At 65.3% G+C, this 21,348-nt stretch carries 18 protein-coding genes; 4 read left to right on the forward strand and 14 right to left on the reverse strand.

Annotation, left to right across the window (positions count from 1 at the left end; translation table 11 throughout):
• Window positions 1–100 precede the first annotated feature (100 nt).
• From ACVW1B_RS20905 to thiD, 4 genes are all read right to left on the reverse strand, one after another.
• Window positions 101–1,090 (reverse strand): threonine/serine dehydratase, encoded by a 990-nt coding sequence (locus tag ACVW1B_RS20905; RefSeq protein ID WP_076825738.1) that lies wholly within the window; start codon window positions 1,088–1,090, stop codon window positions 101–103.
• Window positions 1,091–1,147: 57 nt separating this feature from the next.
• On the reverse strand, window positions 1,148–2,239 hold the full coding sequence (locus ACVW1B_RS20910; RefSeq protein ID WP_456822113.1) for a glycosyltransferase family 4 protein: 1,092 nt from the start codon (window positions 2,237–2,239) through the stop codon (window positions 1,148–1,150).
• Window positions 2,236–3,048 (reverse strand): UDP-2,3-diacylglucosamine diphosphatase, encoded by an 813-nt coding sequence (locus tag ACVW1B_RS20915; protein ID WP_141340705.1) that lies wholly within the window; start codon window positions 3,046–3,048, stop codon window positions 2,236–2,238. The genes ACVW1B_RS20910 and ACVW1B_RS20915 overlap by 4 nt, the downstream gene beginning before the upstream one ends.
• Before the next feature lie 317 nt (window positions 3,049–3,365).
• Window positions 3,366–4,163 carry a bifunctional hydroxymethylpyrimidine kinase/phosphomethylpyrimidine kinase gene (gene thiD, locus ACVW1B_RS20920; protein WP_456822114.1) on the reverse strand — a complete coding sequence of 266 codons (798 nt, stop codon included), beginning with the start codon at window positions 4,161–4,163 and terminating at the stop codon, window positions 3,366–3,368.
• Between the two features lie 195 nt (window positions 4,164–4,358).
• Here thiD and ACVW1B_RS20925 point away from each other — a divergent pair, with 195 nt between their 5' ends.
• Window positions 4,359–4,604, forward strand: a complete 246-nt coding sequence (locus tag ACVW1B_RS20925) for an Lrp/AsnC ligand binding domain-containing protein (protein WP_016845986.1) — start codon at window positions 4,359–4,361, stop codon at window positions 4,602–4,604.
• A 121-nt stretch (window positions 4,605–4,725) separates the two neighbouring features.
• On the opposite strand, the gene ACVW1B_RS20930 is transcribed toward ACVW1B_RS20925, so the two are convergent.
• On the reverse strand, window positions 4,726–5,655 hold the full coding sequence (locus tag ACVW1B_RS20930; RefSeq protein WP_225644532.1) for a c-type cytochrome: 930 nt from the start codon (window positions 5,653–5,655) through the stop codon (window positions 4,726–4,728).
• Window positions 5,656–5,820: 165 nt separating this feature from the next.
• Here ACVW1B_RS20930 and ACVW1B_RS20935 point away from each other — a divergent pair, with 165 nt between their 5' ends.
• Window positions 5,821–6,243: a CHRD domain-containing protein gene (locus ACVW1B_RS20935; protein ID WP_057016700.1), complete on the forward strand. Its 423-nt coding sequence runs from the start codon at window positions 5,821–5,823 to the stop codon at window positions 6,241–6,243.
• A gap of 106 nt (window positions 6,244–6,349) precedes the next feature.
• Here ACVW1B_RS20935 and ACVW1B_RS20940 read toward each other — a convergent pair whose 3' ends face one another.
• The 6 genes from ACVW1B_RS20940 to ACVW1B_RS20965 all read right to left on the reverse strand — a co-directional run bounded on the left by ACVW1B_RS20940 (window position 6,350) and on the right by ACVW1B_RS20965 (window position 14,773).
• Window positions 6,350–6,796: a c-type cytochrome gene (locus ACVW1B_RS20940; protein ID WP_141340701.1), complete on the reverse strand. Its 447-nt coding sequence runs from the start codon at window positions 6,794–6,796 to the stop codon at window positions 6,350–6,352.
• Window positions 6,797–6,899: 103 nt separating this feature from the next.
• Complete coding sequence (locus tag ACVW1B_RS20945) at window positions 6,900–9,209, reverse strand: xanthine dehydrogenase family protein molybdopterin-binding subunit (protein WP_456822115.1); 2,310 nt, start codon at window positions 9,207–9,209, stop codon at window positions 6,900–6,902.
• Window positions 9,210–9,337: 128 nt separating this feature from the next.
• The gene (gene murJ / locus ACVW1B_RS20950) at window positions 9,338–10,867 is read right to left on the reverse strand and encodes a murein biosynthesis integral membrane protein MurJ (protein WP_253607834.1); all 1,530 of its coding nucleotides are present in this window, start codon (window positions 10,865–10,867) and stop codon (window positions 9,338–9,340) included.
• 43 nt (window positions 10,868–10,910) lie between these two features.
• Window positions 10,911–12,062 (reverse strand): DegT/DnrJ/EryC1/StrS family aminotransferase, encoded by a 1,152-nt coding sequence (locus ACVW1B_RS20955; RefSeq protein ID WP_456822116.1) that lies wholly within the window; start codon window positions 12,060–12,062, stop codon window positions 10,911–10,913.
• Between the two features lie 30 nt (window positions 12,063–12,092).
• Window positions 12,093–13,109, reverse strand: a complete 1,017-nt coding sequence (locus ACVW1B_RS20960) for a Gfo/Idh/MocA family protein (protein WP_229159034.1) — start codon at window positions 13,107–13,109, stop codon at window positions 12,093–12,095.
• A 251-nt stretch (window positions 13,110–13,360) separates the two neighbouring features.
• On the reverse strand, window positions 13,361–14,773 hold the full coding sequence (locus ACVW1B_RS20965) for a mannose-1-phosphate guanylyltransferase/mannose-6-phosphate isomerase (protein WP_456822117.1): 1,413 nt from the start codon (window positions 14,771–14,773) through the stop codon (window positions 13,361–13,363).
• Window positions 14,774–15,126: 353 nt separating this feature from the next.
• Here ACVW1B_RS20965 and ACVW1B_RS20970 point away from each other — a divergent pair, with 353 nt between their 5' ends.
• On the forward strand, window positions 15,127–16,134 hold the full coding sequence (locus tag ACVW1B_RS20970; protein ID WP_456822118.1) for a lysylphosphatidylglycerol synthase transmembrane domain-containing protein: 1,008 nt from the start codon (window positions 15,127–15,129) through the stop codon (window positions 16,132–16,134).
• Between the two features lie 10 nt (window positions 16,135–16,144).
• Window positions 16,145–17,155: an MraY family glycosyltransferase gene (locus ACVW1B_RS20975; protein ID WP_456822119.1), complete on the forward strand. Its 1,011-nt coding sequence runs from the start codon at window positions 16,145–16,147 to the stop codon at window positions 17,153–17,155.
• Window positions 17,156–17,160: 5 nt separating this feature from the next.
• Here the strand turns inward: ACVW1B_RS20975 and ACVW1B_RS20980 are convergent, their stop codons facing one another.
• The 3 genes from ACVW1B_RS20980 to ACVW1B_RS20990 are packed head-to-tail and all read right to left on the reverse strand — an operon-like array spanning window position 17,161 to window position 21,275.
• The gene (locus ACVW1B_RS20980) at window positions 17,161–18,102 is read right to left on the reverse strand and encodes an NAD-dependent epimerase/dehydratase family protein (RefSeq protein WP_456822120.1); all 942 of its coding nucleotides are present in this window, start codon (window positions 18,100–18,102) and stop codon (window positions 17,161–17,163) included.
• Complete coding sequence (locus tag ACVW1B_RS20985) at window positions 18,099–19,313, reverse strand: glycosyltransferase family 4 protein (protein WP_456822121.1); 1,215 nt, start codon at window positions 19,311–19,313, stop codon at window positions 18,099–18,101. The genes ACVW1B_RS20980 and ACVW1B_RS20985 overlap by 4 nt, the downstream gene beginning before the upstream one ends.
• Window positions 19,314–19,361: 48 nt before the next feature.
• Window positions 19,362–21,275 carry an SDR family NAD(P)-dependent oxidoreductase gene (locus tag ACVW1B_RS20990; RefSeq protein ID WP_456822122.1) on the reverse strand — a complete coding sequence of 638 codons (1,914 nt, stop codon included), beginning with the start codon at window positions 21,273–21,275 and terminating at the stop codon, window positions 19,362–19,364.
• Window positions 21,276–21,348: the final 73 nt, after the last annotated feature.

Below are 21,348 nucleotides of genomic sequence, written 5' to 3' on the forward strand. Positions count from 1 at the left end.
GCGCACGACGACTGGCGCGCGAAGCATTCATGTCCCATGGACCTGCGCACGCACGTGAACCAGCTCATGTACCGCGGCAGCATCTGTGCCTAACCCGGTGTCAGGCAACCAGTTTCGCGAACAGGTCGGCGTCGACATTGCCGCCCGACAGCACGATGACGACGTTCTTGCCCTTGGCATCGATCCGCCCGGCGAGCAGCGCCGCGAGTCCGACCGCGCCGCCGGGCTCGACCACGAGCTTGAGCTCGCGGTAGGCAAAGGCGACGGCGGCGCCGACCTCGTCGTCGGAGGCGCTGACGCCATTCGCGAGCAGCTTGCTGTTGATGGCGAAGGTCAGTTCGCCCGGCATCATCGCCATCAGCGCATCGCAGATGGTGCGCGGCGCAACCGCATGCGCCTCGCGATGGCCGACCTTGAGCGAAAGGGCATGATCGTCATAGCCCGCGGGCTCGGCGACGATCACCTGGGCCTGCGGATATTTCGCCTTCACCGCGGTCGCAACGCCCGCGATCAATCCGCCACCCGAAGCCGGCGCGACCACGATGTCGGGCGTCAGTCCGAGCGCAGCCATGTCCTCGGCGATCTCGCGGCCGGCGGTGCCCTGGCCCGCGATCACGAAGGGATCGTCGTAGGGGCGCACCAAGGTCGCGCCGCGCTTGCCGGCAATGCCGTTGGCGATCGCCTCGCGGTCGTCGCGATCGCGGTCGTAGAGCACGACTTCGGCGCCATAGGATTTGGTGCGCTCGCGCTTGGTGATCGGCGAGTCCGCGGGCATCACGATGGTCGCCTGCATGTTGAGGATCTTGGCCGCCGCGGCGACGCCCTGGGCGTGGTTGCCCGAGGAGAACGCGACGACGCCGCCGCTCCGCTTGTCCTGCGGGATCGAGGCGAGCTTGTTGAAAGCGCCGCGAAACTTGAACGATCCGGTCCGCTGCAGCATTTCGGGCTTGAGGAAAACCTGGCTGCCGACGCGTTCGTTGAGAACGGGGAAGGTCAGGAGCGGCGTGCGCACCGCGAACGGCGCGACCACCCTTGCGGCGGCATCGATGTCCGCGGCAGCGACGGGTGGATTGAGAACGGTGTCCGTCATTCGCGATTTGTATCGCGGCGGGGCGCAGCCCGGCAAGACGATTTAGCGTGAGTTTGTCTAGTGCGAGATCGGCTGGCTGGCCGGCAGGGCCACAAAATGGTGCTCCTCGGCACCGAATTCGAGCGCCTCCCCCTCGCCGTCCGGCGGCGCGGGGCGGACGTTCATGCAGCGATCGATGAACACCCGGGCCGACGCCTGCCAGGTGTGGAGCGCGGCAAAATCGACGCAGGCCTGCCGCGGGATGCTGAGCGCCTCCAGGCAGGCATGGCGCAGATCCTCGTCGAGCACGCCGACCGGCGCCGCGCCGATCACGTCGCGGGGACCGGTGACCGGAAAAGCGGCAACCGGCAGGCCGCTCGCCAATGCTTCAAGCAGCACCAGACCAAACGTATCGGTACGGCTCGGGAAAACGAACACATCGGCCGCGGCGTAGATCTCAGCCAATTCTTCCCCATGACGAGCACCGAGGAACACGGCGTCCGGATATTTCCGCTCCAGCGCCGCCCGCGCCGGGCCGTCGCCGACCACGACCTTGGTGCCGGGCAGATCGAGATCGAGGAACGCCTCGAGGTTCTTTTCCACCGCCACCCGGCCGACGCTGAGATAGACCGGCTGCGGCAGGCAGAGATCGACGTCGCGCGGATGGAACAGTGAGGTATCGACGCCGCGCGACCACAACACCACGTTGCGGAAGCCGCGTTGACGCAACTCGGCCGCCAGCGCCGGGGTCGCCGCCATCACCGCCCGGCTCGGCCTGTGGAACCAGCGCAGCGCCCGCCACACCCAGGCTTCCGGGACGGGCGTCCGCGCCGAGACGTATTCGGGGAAGCGGGTGTGGAAGCTCGTCGTGAACGGCAGGCCGCGCTTGCGGCAGTAGCGGCGAACCGCAAGCCCGATCGGGCCCTCGGTCGCGATATGGATGCTGTCGGGCCGCGCCGCCTCGATCAGACTTGCGACCTTCGCCCGGTACGGCAGCGCCAGCCGGAGATCGCGGTAGCTCGGCATCGCGAAGGTGCGGAATTCGTCCGGCGTGAGAAAGCTCACCTCGACGCCGAGCGATTTCGCCGCCGGTGCCATCATGGTCAGCGTGCGGACAACCCCGTTGACCTGGGGATGCCACGCATCGGTCGCGACCAGGATATGCGTCATGCAGCGCGTGCCGTCACTCGCGGAACTGGCGCGATCCGGCGCACCGGGTCGGTCCAGGTGATGATCTCGAAATGGCCGTCCTCATGCTCGGCGAGCGCGGTGCAGCTCTCCACCCAGTCGCCGCAATTCATGTAGCGGATGCCGTGCTCGTCATGGATCGTCGCGTAGTGGATGTGGCCGCAGATCACGCCGTCGCAGCCGTGGCGCCGCGCCTCGCCGGCGAGCGTCGCCTCGAACGCGCCGATATAGTTCACCGCCTTCTTGACCTTCAGCTTGGCCCATTGCGACAGCGACCAGTACGGCACGCCGAACATCTTGCGGAAGAAGTTGACGAAGCGATTCATCTGGATCGCGAAATCGTAGGCCTTGTCGCCGAGATGGGCGAGCCAGCGCGCGTTCTGCACCACGAGATCGAAAATGTCGCCGTGGATCACGAGGTAGCGCTTGCCGTCGGCGCCGGTGTGAACGGTGTTCTCCACCACGTCGATGCCGCCGAAATGCGTGCCGTAATATTTGCGCAGGAACTCGTCGTGGTTGCCCGGGACGTAGATCACCTTGGCGCCCTTGCGCGCCTTGCGCAGCATCTTCTGCACGAAATCGTTATGGGTCTGCGGCCAGTACCAGTTCGACTTCAGCGCCCAGCCGTCGACGATATCACCAACGAGGTAGATCGTGTCGGCATCGTGAGCGCGGAGGAAGTCCAGCAGGCGGTCGGCTTGCGAACCGCGGGCTCCGAGATGGACATCGGAGATAAACAAAGTGCGAAAGTGCCGCTCGGGACTTTCTTCACTCAAGGAGTCACTTCCCATGCCTGTGCACCTAACAGATTCCTGTGACAAGGCGATGACGACCCCCGCGACCCAAGGCCCCACAAACAGTTAACGAGAATCAGCAGCACGCCCCCTTCCCTGCGGATAACAGCAGCGTGCGACAATCTGGCGACATCGGCGGTCGAGGCTGTGTGGAAGAGGCGTTGTGTTGCCAACATATTGCGGCGGAACCTGCGCGCAGCCGAAGCAGCGAAGAACGTAGCCCGGATGCAGCGAAGCGCAATCCGGGTGTCGCATCAGCGGATGGAGCGCCCCGGATTGCGCTGCGCTACATCCGGGCTACGAGGCTACTAGCGTCAATAGTACTTGTGGAAGTGATGCACCGGTCCGTGACCGTGTCCGACGGCGAAGCGATCGGCTTCGGCGATTGCTTCGGTGATCCAGGCCTTGGCGTTGCGCACGGAGGTCTCCATGCTCTCGCCCTTCGCGAGCCCTGCTGCGATTGCCGAGGACAGCGAGCAGCCGGTGCCATGCGTATTCGCGGTCGCAATCCGCGGCGCAGCCAGCGCGATGCTGCGCTCGGCGTCGATCAGATAGTCGATGCTCTCGGCGCCGTGGCCGTGGCCGCCCTTGACCAGCACCGCGCGACATCCCATCGCCAGCAATCGCCTGCCTTGTCGCTCGACGTCGGCCTCGCTTGAGGCGACCGGCTCGTTCAAGAGCGCCGCCGCTTCCGGCAGGTTCGGCGTGATCAGCGAGGCCAGCGGAAACAGCAGGACCTTCAGCGCGTCGACCGCCTCGGCGGCAAGCAGCCGATCACCCGAGGTAGCGACCATCACCGGATCGAGCACGACATGGCGCGGCGCCCAGCGCCTCAGCCCATCGGCGATCGCAGCGATCGTGTCGGCCTGCGCCACCATGCCGATCTTGACCGCGCCGACCTCGAGGTCGGAGAACACCGCATCAATCTGGGCGGTGACGAATGACGCGGGCACCGGATGGATGCCGCTGACCCCCGTGGTGTTCTGCGCGGTCAGCGCCGTGATCGCGGAGGCGCCATAGACCCCGAGCGCGGCAAAGCTCTTGAGGTCGGCCTGGATGCCCGCCCCGCCCGAGGAGTCCGAGCCGGCAATGGTGAGCGCGACCGGCGTCATCTTGCAGCGCCAGTGGTTGATACGAATGAGACCATCACGAACAAGACCATGGCCTGTCCTAGCCCGGCCGCCGATCGGCAGCAAGTTCGCCTGACTTTACCGCAAGTTGGCCTCGCCTTGACCCCTTGCCTCGCCCCCTTGCCTTGGCCGCCCGTTTTGGGCCTATAGTCGCGGAAATCCCCGGAGACGACTTTGATGGTTCCTTTCTTCGTCCAGATCAAATGCAAGCTCGGCCAGTCCTACACCGTCGCCAACGCGCTGGCGGAGGCCGAGATTGCGTCCGAGATCTATTCCACCGCGGGCAACTACGACCTCCTGGTCAAGTTCTACGTCGACCACGACACCGACATCGGCCATTTCATCAACGAGAAGGTTCAGGTGATCCCGGGCATCCAGGACACCCTCACGATCATCACCTTCAAGGCGTTCGGCGCGAAGTAGGACGCGCCCGCGAGAGCATGATGAGATTAGGTCGAGCTTGAACGGCGTCGAAAGTTCACCTCTCCCTTGGGAGAGGTGAACCGAAACCGCGGCGAGCCGATTCAACCAAACCCATCCCGCTTTACGATTCCTTCTCCTTCTTGACCGGCTTCGGCGGTCCCTCGACCGGCGGCAGCGACTTGATGTACTCGGCGATCGCGTCGCGGTCGGACGACGACAGTTGCGAGGTGTTGCGGATCACGCGCACCATCGACCCACCGGCGCTATCGCCGTCCGGCATCTGGCCGCTCTCGAGAAAATAGGCGATATCCTTCACACTCCAGTCCGAGATCCCCCTCGGCGTGATGTTGGGCACCCAGCCTTCGCCCTCCGGATTCGGACCACCGGCGAAGCGCTGCGCGGTGACGATGCCGCCGAGGACGTTGCGCGGGCTGTGGCACTCGGCGCAATGGCCGAAGCTGTTGACGAGATAGGCGCCGCGGTACCAATGCGCCGAGCGGCTTGCATCCGCGATGAACGGCTTGCCGTTCATGAACAGGAATTTCCAGACCCCGACGTTGCGCCTGATGTTGAACGGAAACGGCAAATCGTGGTCGCGCACCTTGCCGGCGACCGGCGGCAAGGTCTTCAGATAGGCGAACAGGTCGCGCACATCGCTGACCTTGGCGTGCTGATAGGACGGGTACGGAAACGCCGGGAAATAGTGCGCGCCCGATGGCGAAGTGCCCTTCATGACTGCGGTGACGAAATCGGCCTCGCTCCAGCGGCCGATGCCGTCGTTCGGGTCGGGCGAGATGTTCGGCGCATAGAAGGTACCGAACGGCGAGGTGATCGCGAGCCCGCCGCCGAGCCTCGTGCGGTCGTCCTGCTTCGGCACGGCATGGCAGGAGGAACATCCCCCGGCATTGAACGTTGTGAGGCCGTTGGCCAGGTCAGGCTGATAGGCAGGCAGCGCGTCGGCGGCAACGGTCGCGGGGATCGTCAGCCACCAGAACACGCCAAAGCCGATTACGCCGGCCAGAATCGCCAGGAGGAAAATTCGTCGCAGCATTCACCGATCCGTCATTGGTCGCGTCAGTTCATGGACCAGTATGATGGCAACCAGTCGGACAAGCTCGCATCAAATTTGCCGCACCCACGATCATTTGGGGAATAAATCCGAAAAGCTGCTGTTTGAAGATTGCAACCATCCTGTGCCGTCAAAGGGGAGAGAACCATGTCGAACAAGACCTTGCTTGCCACGCTGACGCTCGGCGCCGCCATCGCCTTCGCCGGTCCGGCCTTTGCCGAGAAGTTCACGGCGAAGCTGGATAGCAAGAGCGAAGTGCCGCCGAATACCAGCACCGCCACCGGCACCGCCGACATCGACTACGATGCCGCCAGCAAGAAGCTGAGCTGGAAGCTGACCTATTCCGGCCTCTCGGGTCCGGCCACTGCCGCGCATTTCCACGGCCCCGCCGAGGCCGGCAAGAATTCCGGTGTCGCAGTCGCGATCCCGAACGCGACGTCGAGCCCGGTCGAAGGCAGCGCCACGCTGACCGACGCGCAGGCCGCCGATCTGCTCGCCGGCAAGTACTATGTCAACGTTCACACTGCGGCCAATCCGGGCGGCGAGATCCGCGGCCAGGTGACCAAATAACAAGTGACGAAGTAATCGTTCGCGACGCAACGCCAACAAGAAACGGCCGACACAAAAAAGGGCGGACGCCCTAAAGCGTCCGCCCTTTTCGTTGATGGAATGGCGATCAGCCCTTCTTGACGCGATAGGTCTCGTGGCAGCCGCCGCACTGCTTGCCGATCACGCCCAGCTCGGCCTTCAGCGTATCGACGTCCTTGATCTTGCCCTTGGCATCGGTGACGACCTTCGCGAAGCTCGCGGACTGCTGCGCGAAGCCCGCCTTGTCTTCCCAGATTTTCGGCGAAGGGGCGTAATCGCCTTCCAGCTTGACGCCTTTCATGCTCTCGGGGAACAGCGTCGGAAGCTGCTTGGCGGTATCCTCGAACTGGGCCAGCGCGGCATTGACGGTCGCCTGGTCGTAGGGCTTTTCGCCCTTGATGATCGCCGACAGCGCACCCGCATTCTTGCCATTGTCCTTCATCATGGCCTGGGTCTTCTTGACTTGATCCTGCTGTGCAACGACTGCACCGGCACCGAACGCCAGCACCGCAGCAACGACGACAATCCGCTTCATCGGCAAAACCCCTCAATTCCGCTCTGTCCCGGTCCGCGATCTGCGGCCGGCCTGGTTTGCAAAACACCGCAGGCGGAATCTTCATTCCGCCTGCGACAATTTATCAGAGATTATGGCGGCGCTGCGCCTCGCGGATCGCGATCCAGACCCGTTCCGGCGTGGCGGGCATGTCGATGTGGTCGATCTTGTACTCGCGATGCAGCCCCTCGACGATCGCGTTGACGACCGCCGGGCACGAGCCGATCGCGCCGGCCTCGCCCGCGCCCTTCACGCCCATTGGGTTGGTCGTGCAAGGCACGTTATGGGTCTCGAACACGAAGGACGGCCCGTCGGAGGCGCGCGGCAGCGCATAGTCCATGAAGGTGCCGGTGACGAGCTGACCGTCGGTCGGGCTGTACACCGCCTGCTCCATCAGCGCCTGCCCGATGCCCTGCATCGCGCCGCCGTGAACCTGGCCCGCCAGCATCAGCGGATTGAGCGTGACGCCGAAATCGTCGACGATGACGTAGTTGATGATCTTGATGATGCCGGTGGCGGGATCGATCTCGACCTCGGCGAGATGGGTGCCGTTCGGATAGGTGCCGTCGACGCTGGCGAAGGTCGCGCTGGCATTCATCTTCGACGTGTCGCCGCCCGGTCGTTTGGCGAGATCGGCAAAGCTGATCGAGCGGTCGGTGCCGGCGATGCGGATGCGGCCGTCGGCGATCTCGAGGTCGCCGGCGCCGGCTTCCAGCGCCTGCGCCGCGAGCTCCTTCAGCTTGTTGCCGAGATCATGCGTTGCCCGCTGCACGCTGACGCCGCCGGACGGAATCGATGCCGAGCCACCGGTGCCGAGGCCGGTCGCGATCTTGTCGGTATCACCCTGCAGCACATGGACGCGCTCGGGCGGCACGCCGAACTGCTCGGCGACGATCTGCGCATAGGCGGTCTGGTGGCCCTGCCCGCTCGACTGCGTGCCGATCAGGACCGAGATATCGCCATTGGGATCGAGCGCCACGTTGGCGGTCTCCTCGCCCATCGTGCCGCAGACCTCGACATAGCTCGCCATGCCAATGCCCCGCACCAGGCCCTCTTTCCTGGCGGCCTTGGCGCGCTTCGGAAATTCCTTCCAGTTGGCAATCTCCATCGCGCGCTTCATATGCGCGACGAAGTCGCCGGAGTCGTAGACCTTGCCGGTCGCGGTCGTGTAGGGCAGCGACTTCGGCGGAATGAAGTTCTTCCGCCGGATGGCGTCCGGCGTCATGCCGAGCTTGCGCGCAGCGGCATCGACGAGGCGCTCGATGACATAGGCGGCCTCCGGGCGGCCGGCGCCGCGATAGGCATCGACCGGCACCGTGTTGGTGAACACGGTGCGGACCCGGCAGTGGAAGGCCTGGATGTCATAGAGGCCCGGCAGCATGCCGGCGCCGCCATGCGGGATGTAGGGCGCGAAGGTCGAGAGGTAGGCGCCCATGTCGCCCATCAGGTCGACATCCATGCCGAGGAATTTGCCGTCCTCGGCGAGCGCCATCTTCGCGGTGGTGAGATTGTCGCGGCCCTGCGCGTCGCCCATGAAATGGTCGGAGCGCTCGGCCGTCCATTTGATGCTCTTCTTGAGCTTGCGCGCGGCCACCGAGATCAGCGCATATTCGCGATAGGGAAACAGCTTGGTGCCGAAGCCGCCGCCGACATCCGGGCAGATCACCCGCATGTTGTCCTTCGGCATCTTCAGGACCATGTCGCAGAGGATCTCGCGCAGGCGGTGGCTGCCCTGGCTGCCGATCGTCAGCGTCAGATGATCCTTCTTGGCGTCGTATTCCGCGACCGCGGCGCGCGTCTCCATAAAATTTGTGATGACGCGCGGATTGACGATGGTGATCTCGGCCACCGCATGCGCCTTGGCGAACGCGTCCTCGGCGGCCTTCTTATCGCCGATCGAGACGTCGAACAGCACATTGCCGGGCTTGTCCGGCCACACCTGCGGCGCGTCCTTCTTCACCGCATTGACGAGGCCGACCGCCGCCGGCAGCGGCGTCCATTTGACGTCGATCGCCTCGATCGCGTCACGGGCATGATCGACGGTGTCGGCGACCACAAAGGCCACCGCGTCGCCGACATGGCGCACCTCGTCCTTGGCGAGGATCGGATAAGGCGGTGCGGTGAACGGATCGGTTTCGAGATTGAACAGGCACGGCAGGCCGCCGAGTTCGGCGACGTCGGCGGCGGTCAGGATCAGCGCCACGCCGGGCATGCCGCGGGCCTTGCCGGCATCGATCGTGTAGGTCGCGTGCGCGTGCGGCGAGCGCAGCATCAGCGCGTGCAATGCGGGAGACGGTGCAACGTCGTCGGTGTAGCGGCCCTTGCCGCGAATCAGAGCGTCGTCCTCCTTGCGCCGCACACTTTGTCCGACGCCGAATTTGATGGGAGCTGCCATCGTCTCTCCAATTGCCTTGGTGTGTTTTGCGCATATTGGCGTGGTTGTCGCCGAAGCGCAAACCGCTTTCCGCCGCGCGCGGCGCTATCACACAGCGGCCTCCTATGCATTTGATTTGACAGGTAAAACTATACGCGGCGGAGCGCGAACAGCCAGCCGCGGCCGAACAGCATGAGGATCAGGAGGGCGTAGACGAAGACGCCGACCGCAATCAGCAGCAGCAGGATCAGCTCGTCGCGAAAGATCTGCATCGGCGCGAACCACACATAAGCGAAATGCGAGGTCAGCCACAGTGCGACCGCGAGCAGCACGCCGCACAGCGCGAAGGTGCCGAACGAGCGGATCAGCGCGCGATCGAGCGCGAGGTAGCCGCGGCGCACGGCAAACGTCAGCACCAGCAGCAGATTGACCCAGGCCCCGACCGCGGTCGCGAGCGCGAGGCCGACCTGCGCCAGCGTGCCGACCAGCGCGATCTTCAGCGCGACGTTGACCGCGACCCCGGTCAGCGCCGCTTTCACCGGCGTTGCGGTGTCCTTGCGAGCGTAGAAGGTCGCGACCGCGCTGCGGATCATCACGAAGGGAATGAGCCCCACCGCATAGGCCGCGAGCGTGGCCCCGGCGCTTGCCGCATCGGCCTTGGAGAACGCGCCGCGGGCGAACATCGCGCGCATGATCGGATCGGCGACCGTCAGGAACGCCGCCACGAACGGCACCGAGAACAGCAGCGTGAAATCGAAGGCGCGGCGCTGCGCGGCCATCGCGCCGGCGTGATCGTCGGCGCTCAGGCGCCGCGACATCTCCGGCAGCAGCACGGTGCCGATCGCGATCCCGATCACGCCGATCGGCAATTGATTGAGGCGGTCGGCATAATACAGCGCCGACAGCGCGCCGGCGGGCAGGAAGGTCGCGATGATGGTGTCGGCGAACAGCGCCACCTGGGTGCCCATCGAGCCCAGCGTCGCCGGTCCCAGCGCGCGGAAGAAGCCGCGGACGTCCTCGTCGAGCCTCAAGGGCGCGAACCGCGGCAGGCCGCCATGGCGCGCGAGGTCGCCGGCGAGCAGGAAGAATTGCAGGAAGCCCGAGATCAGGACGCCCCAGGCCGCGGCGTGGCCCGCGCTCGGGAAGAACGCCGCGAGCGCCAGCGTCATCATCATGGCGAGGTTGAGGAAGATCGGCGCCGCGGCGGCGCTGGCGAAGCGATGCATCACGTTGAGCATGCCGCCATAAAGCGTCACCAGCGTGATCAGCAGCAGATAGGGAAACGTGATCCGCGTCAGCTCGATCGCGAGCTTGCGCTGCGCCGCGTCCTCGGTGAAGCCCGGCGCGAGGATGCTCATCGCCTGCGGCATGAACGCCATCGCCACCGCCAGCAGGATCACCTGCGAGGCGAACAGCAGCGTGAAGATGCGGTCGGCGAACAGCCGCGCCGACGCTTCGCCCTTCTCGCCATGGACATGGGCATAGGCCGGCACGAAGGCGGCGTTGAAGGCGCCTTCGGCGAAGATCGCGCGGAAATGGTTGGGCAGCCGCAGCGCCACGAAGAAGGCGTCGGCAACCGGCCCGGCACCGAGGATCGCCGCGAGCATGATGTCGCGCGCGAACCCGGTGACCCGCGATAGCAGGGTATAGCCGCCGACGGTGAAGATGCGTCCAAGCATGCGCTGCTTCTAGCGCATGATTGCGGTCTGAAAAAGTTTCCTATCAGGCTGAAAGCGCGCTGCGCACAGCCGCGATGACGCGGTCCTGGGCCGCCTCGTCGAGATAGGCGTGCATCGGCAGGCTGATGACGTCGTCGGAGAGGCTTTCGCTGATCGCTAGGCCGCCGTCGGCGACCGGGAAATCACGGTAAGCGGTCTGCTGGTGCATCGACTTCGTGTAGTAGATCGCCGTCGGAATGCCTTGGGTCTTCAGCGTCGAGGCAAAGGCATCGCGGTCGGCCCCTTTCGGCAGGCGGATTGTGTATTGCGCCCACACCGAGGTGCAACCTGGCGCAAGGCGAGGCACGGTCACGATATTGCCGAGTCCGCGCGCGTAGCGCTCCGCCACTTGGTTGCGTGCCACGATCTCGTCGTCAAAAATCTTCAGCTTCTCGAGCAGGATCGCGGCCTGCATGGTATCGAGCCGCCCGGTGAGGCCGAGGCGGACATTGTCATATTTGTCCGAGCCTTGCCCGTGCACACGGATGCTGCGTAGCGCGTTCGCAAGTTCGTCGTCATTGGTAAAGATCGCGCCGCCATCGCCGAAACAGCCGAGCGGCTTTGCCGGGAAGAAACTGGTCGCGGTCGCAAGCCCGAAGGTGCCGAGCTTGCGGCCCTTGTAACTCGCGCCAAAGCCCTGGGCGGCGTCGTCGAGCACGAACAGGCCTTCGGCTTCGGCAACCGCAGCCACCGCGTCATGATCGGCGCTCTGGCCGAACAAATCCACTGGAATGACACCAACCGGCTTTAGGCCACGCGACATCGCGGTGGCGATCCCGCGCTTGAGCGAATTGATATCGATATTGAATGTCGTCTCGTCCACATCGACGAAGAGGGGTGTCGCGCCGGTGAGCGCCACCGCTTCGCCGGTCGCGCAGAACGTGAAAGACGGGCACAGCACGGCGTCACCCGGCCCGACATTCTTCGCCATCAGGACCATCAAGAGCGCGTCAGTGCCGCTGGAACAGCTCACCACATGCTTTGCGCCGCTATAGTCCGCCAGCGCCTTCTCCAGCGCGGTCACTTCCGGGCCATTGACGAATTGGCAATGGCTGAGCACGCGGGCGACTGCATCATCGACCGATTTGCCGAGCCGCTGGCGCTGCGCGGCAATGTCTATGAAGGGAACAGGCTCTGGACGCATGTGTTGGTTCATGAAGCTTTCGCGCGTGTTTTCAAGTTGCAATTAGCTGGCGATGCGGCGCGGCCCCTTGCGCATCGTCGAGGCGGCGGGCCGCGCGGGCGATTCCAGGCAGCGGATCGCGATCTCGAGGCTCGCCACGCCCTCGTCGCCGGACACCGCCGGCAGCTTGCCGCCGCGTACGGCGTCGAGGAAGGCGATCAGTTCGGCGCGCAGCGGCTCGTCATGCCCGACCGGCAGGTGACGCATCGAATAGCTGCCGTCCGGCTTGAAGCCGAAGCATTCGGTGACCTGACGCGTGAGCAGGTCGCCCATCACATACTTGCCGCGGGTTGCGACCGTCACGTTGCGCGCCTTGAACGGCGTCAGCCAGTTGGTGTTGATGTGGGCGAGCACGCCGGAAGCGGTGCGGAATTGCAGCAGCGCGATATCCTCGCGCTCGGCGACGGCGCTCGAAAGCTGCGGCTGTACCTCGACGATATCGGACTCGGTGAACCAGCGGATCAGGTCGATGTCATGCACGGCCAGATCGATCACGACGCCGACATTGGACATTCGCGGCGGGAACGGACCGACCCGGGTGATGCCGATCGACAGGATGTCCTCGCCCGAGATCGCCTTCTTGATCGCGGCGACCGCAGGATTAAAGCGCTCGACATGGCCGACCATCAGCGTGACGCCGGCCCGCTCGGCGGCCGCGACGATCTCGCGGCCCTCTTCGACCGTGGATGCGACCGGCTTCTCGACCAGGATGTGAATGTTGCGCGCGATGCAGGCGAGCGCGATCTCGTGATGCAGATGGGTGGGAGCTGCGATCGTCACCGCATCGATGCCCTCGGCGAACAGCTGATCGAGGCTTTCGAAGGCGCGGCAGCCGACCAGGTCGATGGCGCGGGTGCGATGTTCCGGCAGCGGATCGACGATGCCGATCAACAGCACCCCGGGCAGTCCGGCCAGCACGCGGGCATGGTTGCTGCCCATCACGCCGGCGCCGATCACGCCGACGCGCAATGCGCGGCCAATATCGGCCTTCGCGCCGGCTGCGGACACTTTTGCATTCATATCGTAGACCCCAAGTAACGTTCTGGCGGTTGTCCCGGCTTCTCAGGGAGCCATCCCGGCTCCGAGGGAATCAGCACCAAGGCCCCTCTGCCCGATCCGCGCCTTTGGCGCAAATCACGACCCGCTTCGTTGGCAGCCGCTATAGCACGGCGTCACAAATGTGGCGAATGCCAACGGCGAAATCCGGACACGTTTTGATTCAAAGAGTTACATCGCCCGCGACTCGATCTTGAGCGCGGGGCCCGTTCGCCTCAGGTGCGCCGATAGTCATCCTCGATGCGGATGATGTCGTCCTCGCCGAGATAGCTGCCGGTCTGCACCTCGATCAGCTCGAGCTGGATCTTGCCCGGGTTCTCCAGCCGGTGCACCGCGCCGATCGGGATGTAGATCGATTCGTTCTCGTGCACCGTCTTGATCAGCTCGTTGACGGTGACCTGCGCGGTGCCGCGCACCACGATCCAGTGCTCGGAGCGGTGATGGTGCTTCTGCAGGGACAGCCGTCCGCCCGGCTTGACGACGATACGCTTGACCTGGTGGCGATCGCCATTGTCGACCGACTGATAGGAGCCCCAGGGGCGATGCACCTTGATGTGGTTCTCGGTCACCTCCGGCGCCGCCACTTTCAATTTCGCGACCAGCCGCTTCAGCCCGTTGGCGTCCTTCTGGCGTGACACCAGCACGGCGTCCTGGGTCGCGACCACGACGAGATCGTCGACGCCTTCGAGCGCAACCAGCGCCCGGTCGGTCGAGACGTTGCAATTGCGGGAGTCCTCGAACACCGCAGTGCCGCGCGCAGCGTTGCCGAGGCTGTCCTTGTCCGACAGCTCCCAGACCTGACGCCACGAGCCGATGTCGGACCAGCCGCACGCCACCGGCACCACCGCGGCATGCGATGTCTTCTCCATGACGGCGTAATCGATCGAGATCGCCTTCGCCGCGCCGAAGGCCTGCGCATCGAGCTTGACGAAGCCGAGATCGCGCGCCGCCGACGCAACCGACTGCTCCACCGAGGCCACGCTGTCCGCATCGACATTGCGGTACTCGTCGAGCAGCACGCCGGCGCGGAACATGAAGTTGCCGCTGTTCCAGAGATAACCTGCATCGATATAGCCCGCCGCCGTCGCGGCATCCGGCTTCTCGACGAATTTCGCCACCGTGCGCACCTCGCCGGCGACCGCCTCACCCGGATTGATGTAGCCGTATTCGGTGGCAGGCCGCTCCGGCTTGACGCCGAACGTCACGATGCGGCCGGCGTCCGCAGCCACCAATCCGCCGCGGCAGGCGGCAACGAAGGCCGCAGTGTCCCGCACCAGATGGTCGGCGGCCAGCGCCAGCACGATCGCTTCGCTGTCGCGGCTCTGCGCGAACGCCGCACCGGCCGCGATCGCCGGCCCCGAGTCGCGGCGCATCGGCTCCAGCAGCACATCGGCCTCGCGGCCGATCTCGGCCAGCTGCTCCAGCACCATGAAGCGATAGGCCTCGTTGGTGATCACGATCGGACGCTCGAACAGACCGGCGTCGGAAACCCGCAGCAGCGTTTCCTGGAAGGTCGAGCGGGCCCCGAACAGCGACAGGAACTGTTTCGGATGCACCTCGCGTGACGCCGGCCACAATCGCGTGCCTGCGCCGCCGCACATGATCAGGGGAATAATTCGTCGATCCATCGATGCCTCAAATCCTGTCGTGCAAGTCCTGTCGTATCCGCCTGCGGACGACACACCAAATCGGCCCGGGCCGTCGCGGCCGGCGGCCCTGTTGCCTCGGAAGCACTATCCAAGCAGTAGCACGCGCCCCCCGCGCGTCTGGTCGGATTTTACCGGTAACGTAAACCCCCGGTGAGTGGCCGGCCGTCCCCCGTTCCGGCCCCTTTAGCCACCCCTTCGCGCCTGCCGCAATAGGGACCAGTACGGGTATTGCCAGATCGGCGCGGAAACCATACCAAGGCGGCGAATTTGGGCGCGCGAAAGCGTTTTGCGCTGTTTTTGACACATTCTGAAACCTGGCAGCGCGAACGGAAATGCGCCGAATCCTGCTTTCGACCGTCAAGATCCTGATCTCGGCAGCGCTGCTGTATCTCTCGCTGCGCAAGGTCAATCTGTACGACCTTGCCTCCCGTATCCAGGTCGAGAGCCTGGGCTGGCTCGGCCTCGCGATCGCGGTCACGTTCCTGCAGATCTTCCTCGGGGTATTGCGCTGGCGGGAGATCAGCGTGGAGTGCGGCGCCCCGCTGGAGACCGGTCAGGCCATGCGCTTCAACGTGATCGGCACCTTCTTCAACCAGACACTGCCATCCTCGATCGGCGGCGACGCGGTCCGGCTTTGGCTCGTCGCGCGCGCCGGTGCGGGCTGGCGCGCAGCCACCTATTCGATTTTCGTCGACCGCGCGATCGGACTGATCGCCCTCGCCGTCGTCATCGCCGCCAGCCTGCCCTGGAGTTATCGGCTGATTTCCGATTCCCACGGCTGGATGGCGTTGCTGCTGCTCGACCTCGCCGCACTCGCGGCCGGATTTGGCTTCCTGCTGATCGGCGTGTTGCCGTGGGCCTGGCTGAAGCAATGGTGGGCGACGCATCACATCCACGCCTGCGCGGTCATCGCGAACCGGGTGTTGTTCAGCCGCAAGCGCGGATTGAGGGTCGCGATCCTCTCGATCGCCATTCACGTGGTGACCGTCGTGATCGCCTGGTGCGTGGTGAAGTCGATCACCGCCCCCGTCACCTTCGGCCAGATCTTCCAGTTGTTGCCCCCGGTGATGCTGATCACGATGATGCCGATCTCGATCGCGGGCTGGGGCGTGCGCGAGGCCACGATGGCGCTGGCCTTCGGCTACGCCGGATTGATCGCCAATGAGGGCGTCAACGTCTCGCTGTTGTTCGGCGCGGTATCGTTCGTGGTTGGCGTGTTTGGCGGCCTGGTCTGGATCCTGAGCCCAGAAAAGGCCGCCAAGGGCACAGAACCGATCGAAGTCCCCGGATCGCAATCGCGAATCCCGGGATCGCAATCGCGAGTCCCGGGATCGCAATAGCCGGACCAGAATGAGCGCTTTCGAAATCCTCCTGTCATTGATCGCGGCGGTTCTGGCTGCGTCGATCTCGGCTGTCCTGATTCGGGCGACGCGGCCGCTGCTGCTGCGTGTGGCGCTGGCGAAGCCGAATGCACGCTCGTCGCACCGTATTCCGACGCCGCAGGGTGCCGGCATCGCGGTCACGGCGGCGACGCTGCTGGCGGGTGGGATCGTCATCGTCCTGGCCGGATCGCAGGACCTGACGATTCCCTTCATCGTCTTCGCGGCATGCCTGTTCATCGCGGTGGTGGGTTTTGCCGACGACATCCGCTCGCTGCCCGTCGTCCCGCGGCTGCTGCTGCAGGCCGCCGCCGTTGCGGCCGTGGTGTTTTCCGCGCCTGACGGTCTCAGGCTGGTTCCGGCCGGCCCGCTCTGGCTCGAACGCGGCCTGCTGCTGATCGCCGGCCTCTGGTTCGTGAACCTCGTCAACTTCATGGACGGGCTCGACCTGATGACCGCGGCCGAGGCGGTGCCGATCACCGTGGCGATCGCGCTGCTCGGCAGCTTCGGCTATCTCCCCGCAGCTCCCGCGCTGGTCGCGGCGGCGCTGTGCGGCGCGCTGCTCGGCTTCGCGCCGTTCAACCGACCGGTCGCAAGGATATTCCTCGGCGATGTCGGCAGCCTGCCGATCGGCCTGCTGCTCGGCTGGTGCCTGCTCGAGCTCGCCCTGCACCGGCAATTCGCCGCCACGCTGCTGCTGCCGCTGTACTATTTGACGGACGCAACGGTCACGCTGTTTCGCCGCATGGCGCGGCGCGAGCCTTTCTGGGCCGCGCATCGCTCGCACTTCTACCAGCGCGCGACCGACAACGGATTCACGGTGTGGCGCGTCGTCGGCGAGGTGTTTGCGCTGAACGCGGTGCTGGCGCTGCTCGCATTCGCATCGGTCGCCCTCAATTCGCGCACCGCAGACATCGCGCTGCTGCTGACGGGCGCGCTCGCCGTCGCCTGGCAGTTGCGGCGGTTCTCGCGACCGCTCTGATCGCCTCAGCTGTCCGTCCGACGCAGCGCGCGCCGCAGCCCCTCGTCAAGGCTGATCGGCTGCTGCCATCCGGTGCCCGCGATCTTGGAAAGATCAAGCTCGAGCGAGGCGAACAGGCTGTCATAGGCTTCCTTGCGGCCGCTGATGCCGAGCGCCATCTTCAACAGCGGCGCCGGCAGCCAGAACAGACGCGGCGAGGTGTCCGCCGCCCGGGCCAGCCGCTCGACGAATTCCCGCGTCGAGACCTGCTCGCGGTCAGCCACCAGGAACACGTCGAAATCATCTCCCGGGTACGACAACCGGTGCAAGATGAACGACGCGAGGTTTTCCGCCGACACGAACGCGCGGCGATTCTTCACATACGCGAGCGGTAGCGGCATGCGATTGATCACGGCACGCTTGAGCAACGCGAAATTTCCCTTCGCGCCGGCGCCGTAGATCAGCGGCGGTCTGATGACGGTCACCCTCATGCCGCTGCCCGGCACAATTTCCTTCAAGCCAACCTCGGCGGCCGCCTTCGAGTTTCCGTAGAGGCCGCGCGGCGTCAGGACATCGTCCTCGCGAAACGGAGGACGCCCGTAATTGCTGCGCCCATGCACCAGGATCGTGCTGACGAAAATGAAATCGCGCACGCCGGCGGCGGCCGCGGAACGCGCCAGATGCAGCGTGCCCTCGATATTGACGTTGCGGTAGAGCTCGATCGCCTGTTCGTCGGACTGCTGGTGAACGCGGGCCGCAAGATGAACCACCGCGTCCACGCCATCGAGCGCGGCGCTCCAATCGGTGACCGGGCTGAGCGAGCCGATCGTCACGTCGTTCGCATCCTGCGGCGCCGTTCGCACCGCGCGTCGCACCACCCAGCCGTTGCGCGCCAATACCGGCACCACGTGGCGGCCGACAAAGCCGCTGGCGCCCGTCACCAGAACCGTCCGGCGACCATCATTCATACCGTCCGCTCCACATCGCGATTGGATAGCAGCTCCCGGACCAGCGCAGCGTAGCTCGCGAGCGCCCGCTCGGGACTGAAGTTCCGCGCGGTCGCGACCGCGCGCTCGGCCATCGCGGCGTCCTGCGATCGCGACGCCTGGCGGATGGCATCGGCGAGTTGATCGGGCCTTCCCGGCGTGACGACCCAGCCCAGCCGGTTTTCGCTGACGGTGAGCGCGGCCTCGGCCTCGGGCTCGGAGACGAGAATGACGGAGCGGCCGGCTGCGAGCAGATTGTAGAACCGGCTCGGCACCGACACACCGGCGACGTCCTTGCGATAGGGAATGAGCCAGACGTCCGCGCTGGAGAGCAGCGCATCGAGCTCGCTGTCCGCGACGCGGTCGACCAGCGTGACGTTGGCAAGCCGCGCGGTGGCCTGCAGCTCCTTGAGCCGCGCGAAGCCGATGCCCCATCCCGAGAGAAGGAAATGGATCTCGCCTTCGTCACGCAGCAGCCGCGCGGCCTGGAAGACGATGTCCGGATCGTGGGTGAAGCCGAGATTGCCGGACAGCCCGACGACGAAGCGGGCGTCGATGGCCTTGCGAAACGGATTGTCGGGGCTCACGGGACGGTTGCCGGGCGCGAGCGTGGCCCAGTTCGGGATGAACCTGATCTTGTCCTGTGTCATTCCGCCATAGCGCAGCAGCAGCTTCTCGGCGTCGCGGCCGATCACGATGACAGCGTTCAGGGCCCGGAACATCAGCGCGTTGATCGCGCGCATCGCCCGCGCGACCAGCGAGGACGGCCGCAGCAGCCCGGCCATCACGAGCACGTCGGGAAACAGGTCGTGCAGGATCAGCGCCGACTTGGCCCCCTTCAACCTTGCCGCGGCGGCAACCGCATAGGGCAGCGCGAAGGGAGCGGTCACCGTCAGCGCAACGTCGCCCCGCTTCAGGCGCGACAACAGCGCAAAGAAGATCCGGCCGGTGAACAGCGCCTCGGCCAGCGCGCGCTTGATCAGCGCCGCCTTTCCCGGCAGCCAGTTCCTGATCTCGACGACGGCGGGCCGCCCGGGCGCCGGCGCCCGCGCCGAGCCTGGCATCCCGGAGACCACCATCACCTCCGACTCCTGCGCGATCCGTTCGGCGATCGCGGACATGATCGCGGCGGTCGTGCTGTGGTCCGGCGGATAGTGCTGGCTGACGACCACGACTTTTCGAGAACTACGCATCAATGGCTTTCGAAACGGTCCTGTCTCGGCGTCCGCAGAACGGCGCGGTCAGGCGGCATTCGATCCGAACTCGGGCACGGCGTCCTGAAGGACGGCGCGGATGGTCACACGGTCATCTCTCTCGATCGCATCCTCCAGCGCCGCGAGCCACTTGCGCAGCGTCGACATCGGAGGCTGGTTCGGCTTGGCCGCCATGACGCCGGCAACACCGATCTCGAGCGTCGGCTCCTGGCTTGCGAACAGGATCTCGTTCAGCCGCTCGCCGGGACGGATGCCGCTGAACACGATCTCGACGTCGACGCCGGGTTGCAGGCCCGACAGACGGATCATCCGCTCGGCGAGATCGACGATCTTGACCGGTTGCCCCATGTTCAGCACATAGACCGAGACGTCGGGCCGCGCCGGCGTCACGGCGTGCGTCGCTGCGGTGATCACGAGATCGCAGGCTTCGCGGATCGTCATGAAGTAGCGAACCATGTCCGGATGGGTCACCGTGATCGGTCCGCCGGCCTCGATCTGCGCCTTGAATTTCGGCACCACCGATCCGTTGGACGCAAGCACATTGCCGAACCGCACCGAGATCAGCCGCATGTGCGGCCTGCCCTTTGCCTCGGTCATCAGGTCATGGTCCAGCGCCTGGCAATACATTTCGGCGAACCGCTTGGTCAGACCCAGCATCGACACTGGCTCGATCGCCTTGTCGGTCGAGATCATGACCATCGCGCTTGCGCCCGCGGCATGGGCGGCGTCGGCCACGTTCACCGACCCGAAGATGTTGGTCTTGACCCCTTCGCTCCAGTCGCGCTCCAGGATCGGCACATGCTTGAGCGCCGCGGCATGGAACACAATATCGGGCTTGAACTCGCCCATCAGCCGCATGATGCGCTCGCGATCCCTGATATCGGCGATCCGGCCTTCGATCTCAGGGCCGGTGTCGCGCGCGGATAGCGCCTCGGTGACAGCATAGAGCGCCGGCTCCGAGTTCTCCACAACTAGCAGACGTGCCGCGCCGAAGGTCGCGATCCGATCGCAGATTTCCGCGCCGATTGAGCCGCCGCCGCCGGTCACGATGACGGACTTGCCCCTCACCAGCGTCTCGAGCCGCGCGTAGTCGATCTTCTGGCTCGGACGCAGCAGCAGGTCCTCGACCGCGACCTTGGTGAGCCGCGGCGCGTCGCCGCCCTCCAGCGACGGCAGCCGACTGACGATTAGGCCGAGCCGCTTGGCCCGCATCAGCACGCTCTCGGGATGCGCGTCTGGCTCGAAGGCCGAGGGTGTCATGATGACGCGCTTGATCGGCCGCTGACGGCTCTCGAAATCCCGAATCACGGCCTCAATGTCGTCAACGCCGCCGACTACGGGAACGTTGCGGATCATCTGGCCGCGGTCCGCATCCGACGGCGAGAGTACGCCAACCGGCCAGAGGCGCTTGATGGCACCGTTCTCGATGCCACGCAGCACGACTTCTGCATCCGCCGTACGCCCAACCAGCAGCGCCGGCGCGGCATTGTCGGATCGAGCATGCAGCCGCGTGCGCGAATAGCGGAAATAGCGGTAGCCGAGGCGCAACGCACTCAGCGCGAACACCTCGAGGAAGAAGAACAGGATGATCGTGACCCTGCCGAGGAACACCGGGCTCTGCAAATTCGTTCCGGTGAAGAAGTAGACGTAGTCCAGCACGACCAGCGCCAGCGTCAGCACGGCTGCGACCCGCAGGATATTCAGCGCATCGGGCAGCGAGGTGAAGCGCCATTTCGCCGTGGTGAGATTGGAGAAATAGCTGACGAAAACGCTGAACAGCACGAACCAGGGCAGGATGAGCAGCAGATGCGGGAGTCGATCGGTAAGGAGGCTGCCCTCGAAACGCAGATAGAAGCTCGCCAGCAACGCGAACGTCGTCGCGAGCGCGTCATGCAGCAAAATCAGGAAATTGCGCAGGGTGAATTGTGAAAGGCGCGTCATCTAAGGGACGGGTTGCCGGCAACTGGAAGTTCGCGATGAGACATTGGCAGGCTGATAGCGTATCTGCAGAGCC

Source organism: Bradyrhizobium sp. USDA 4502 (assembly GCF_054063355.1).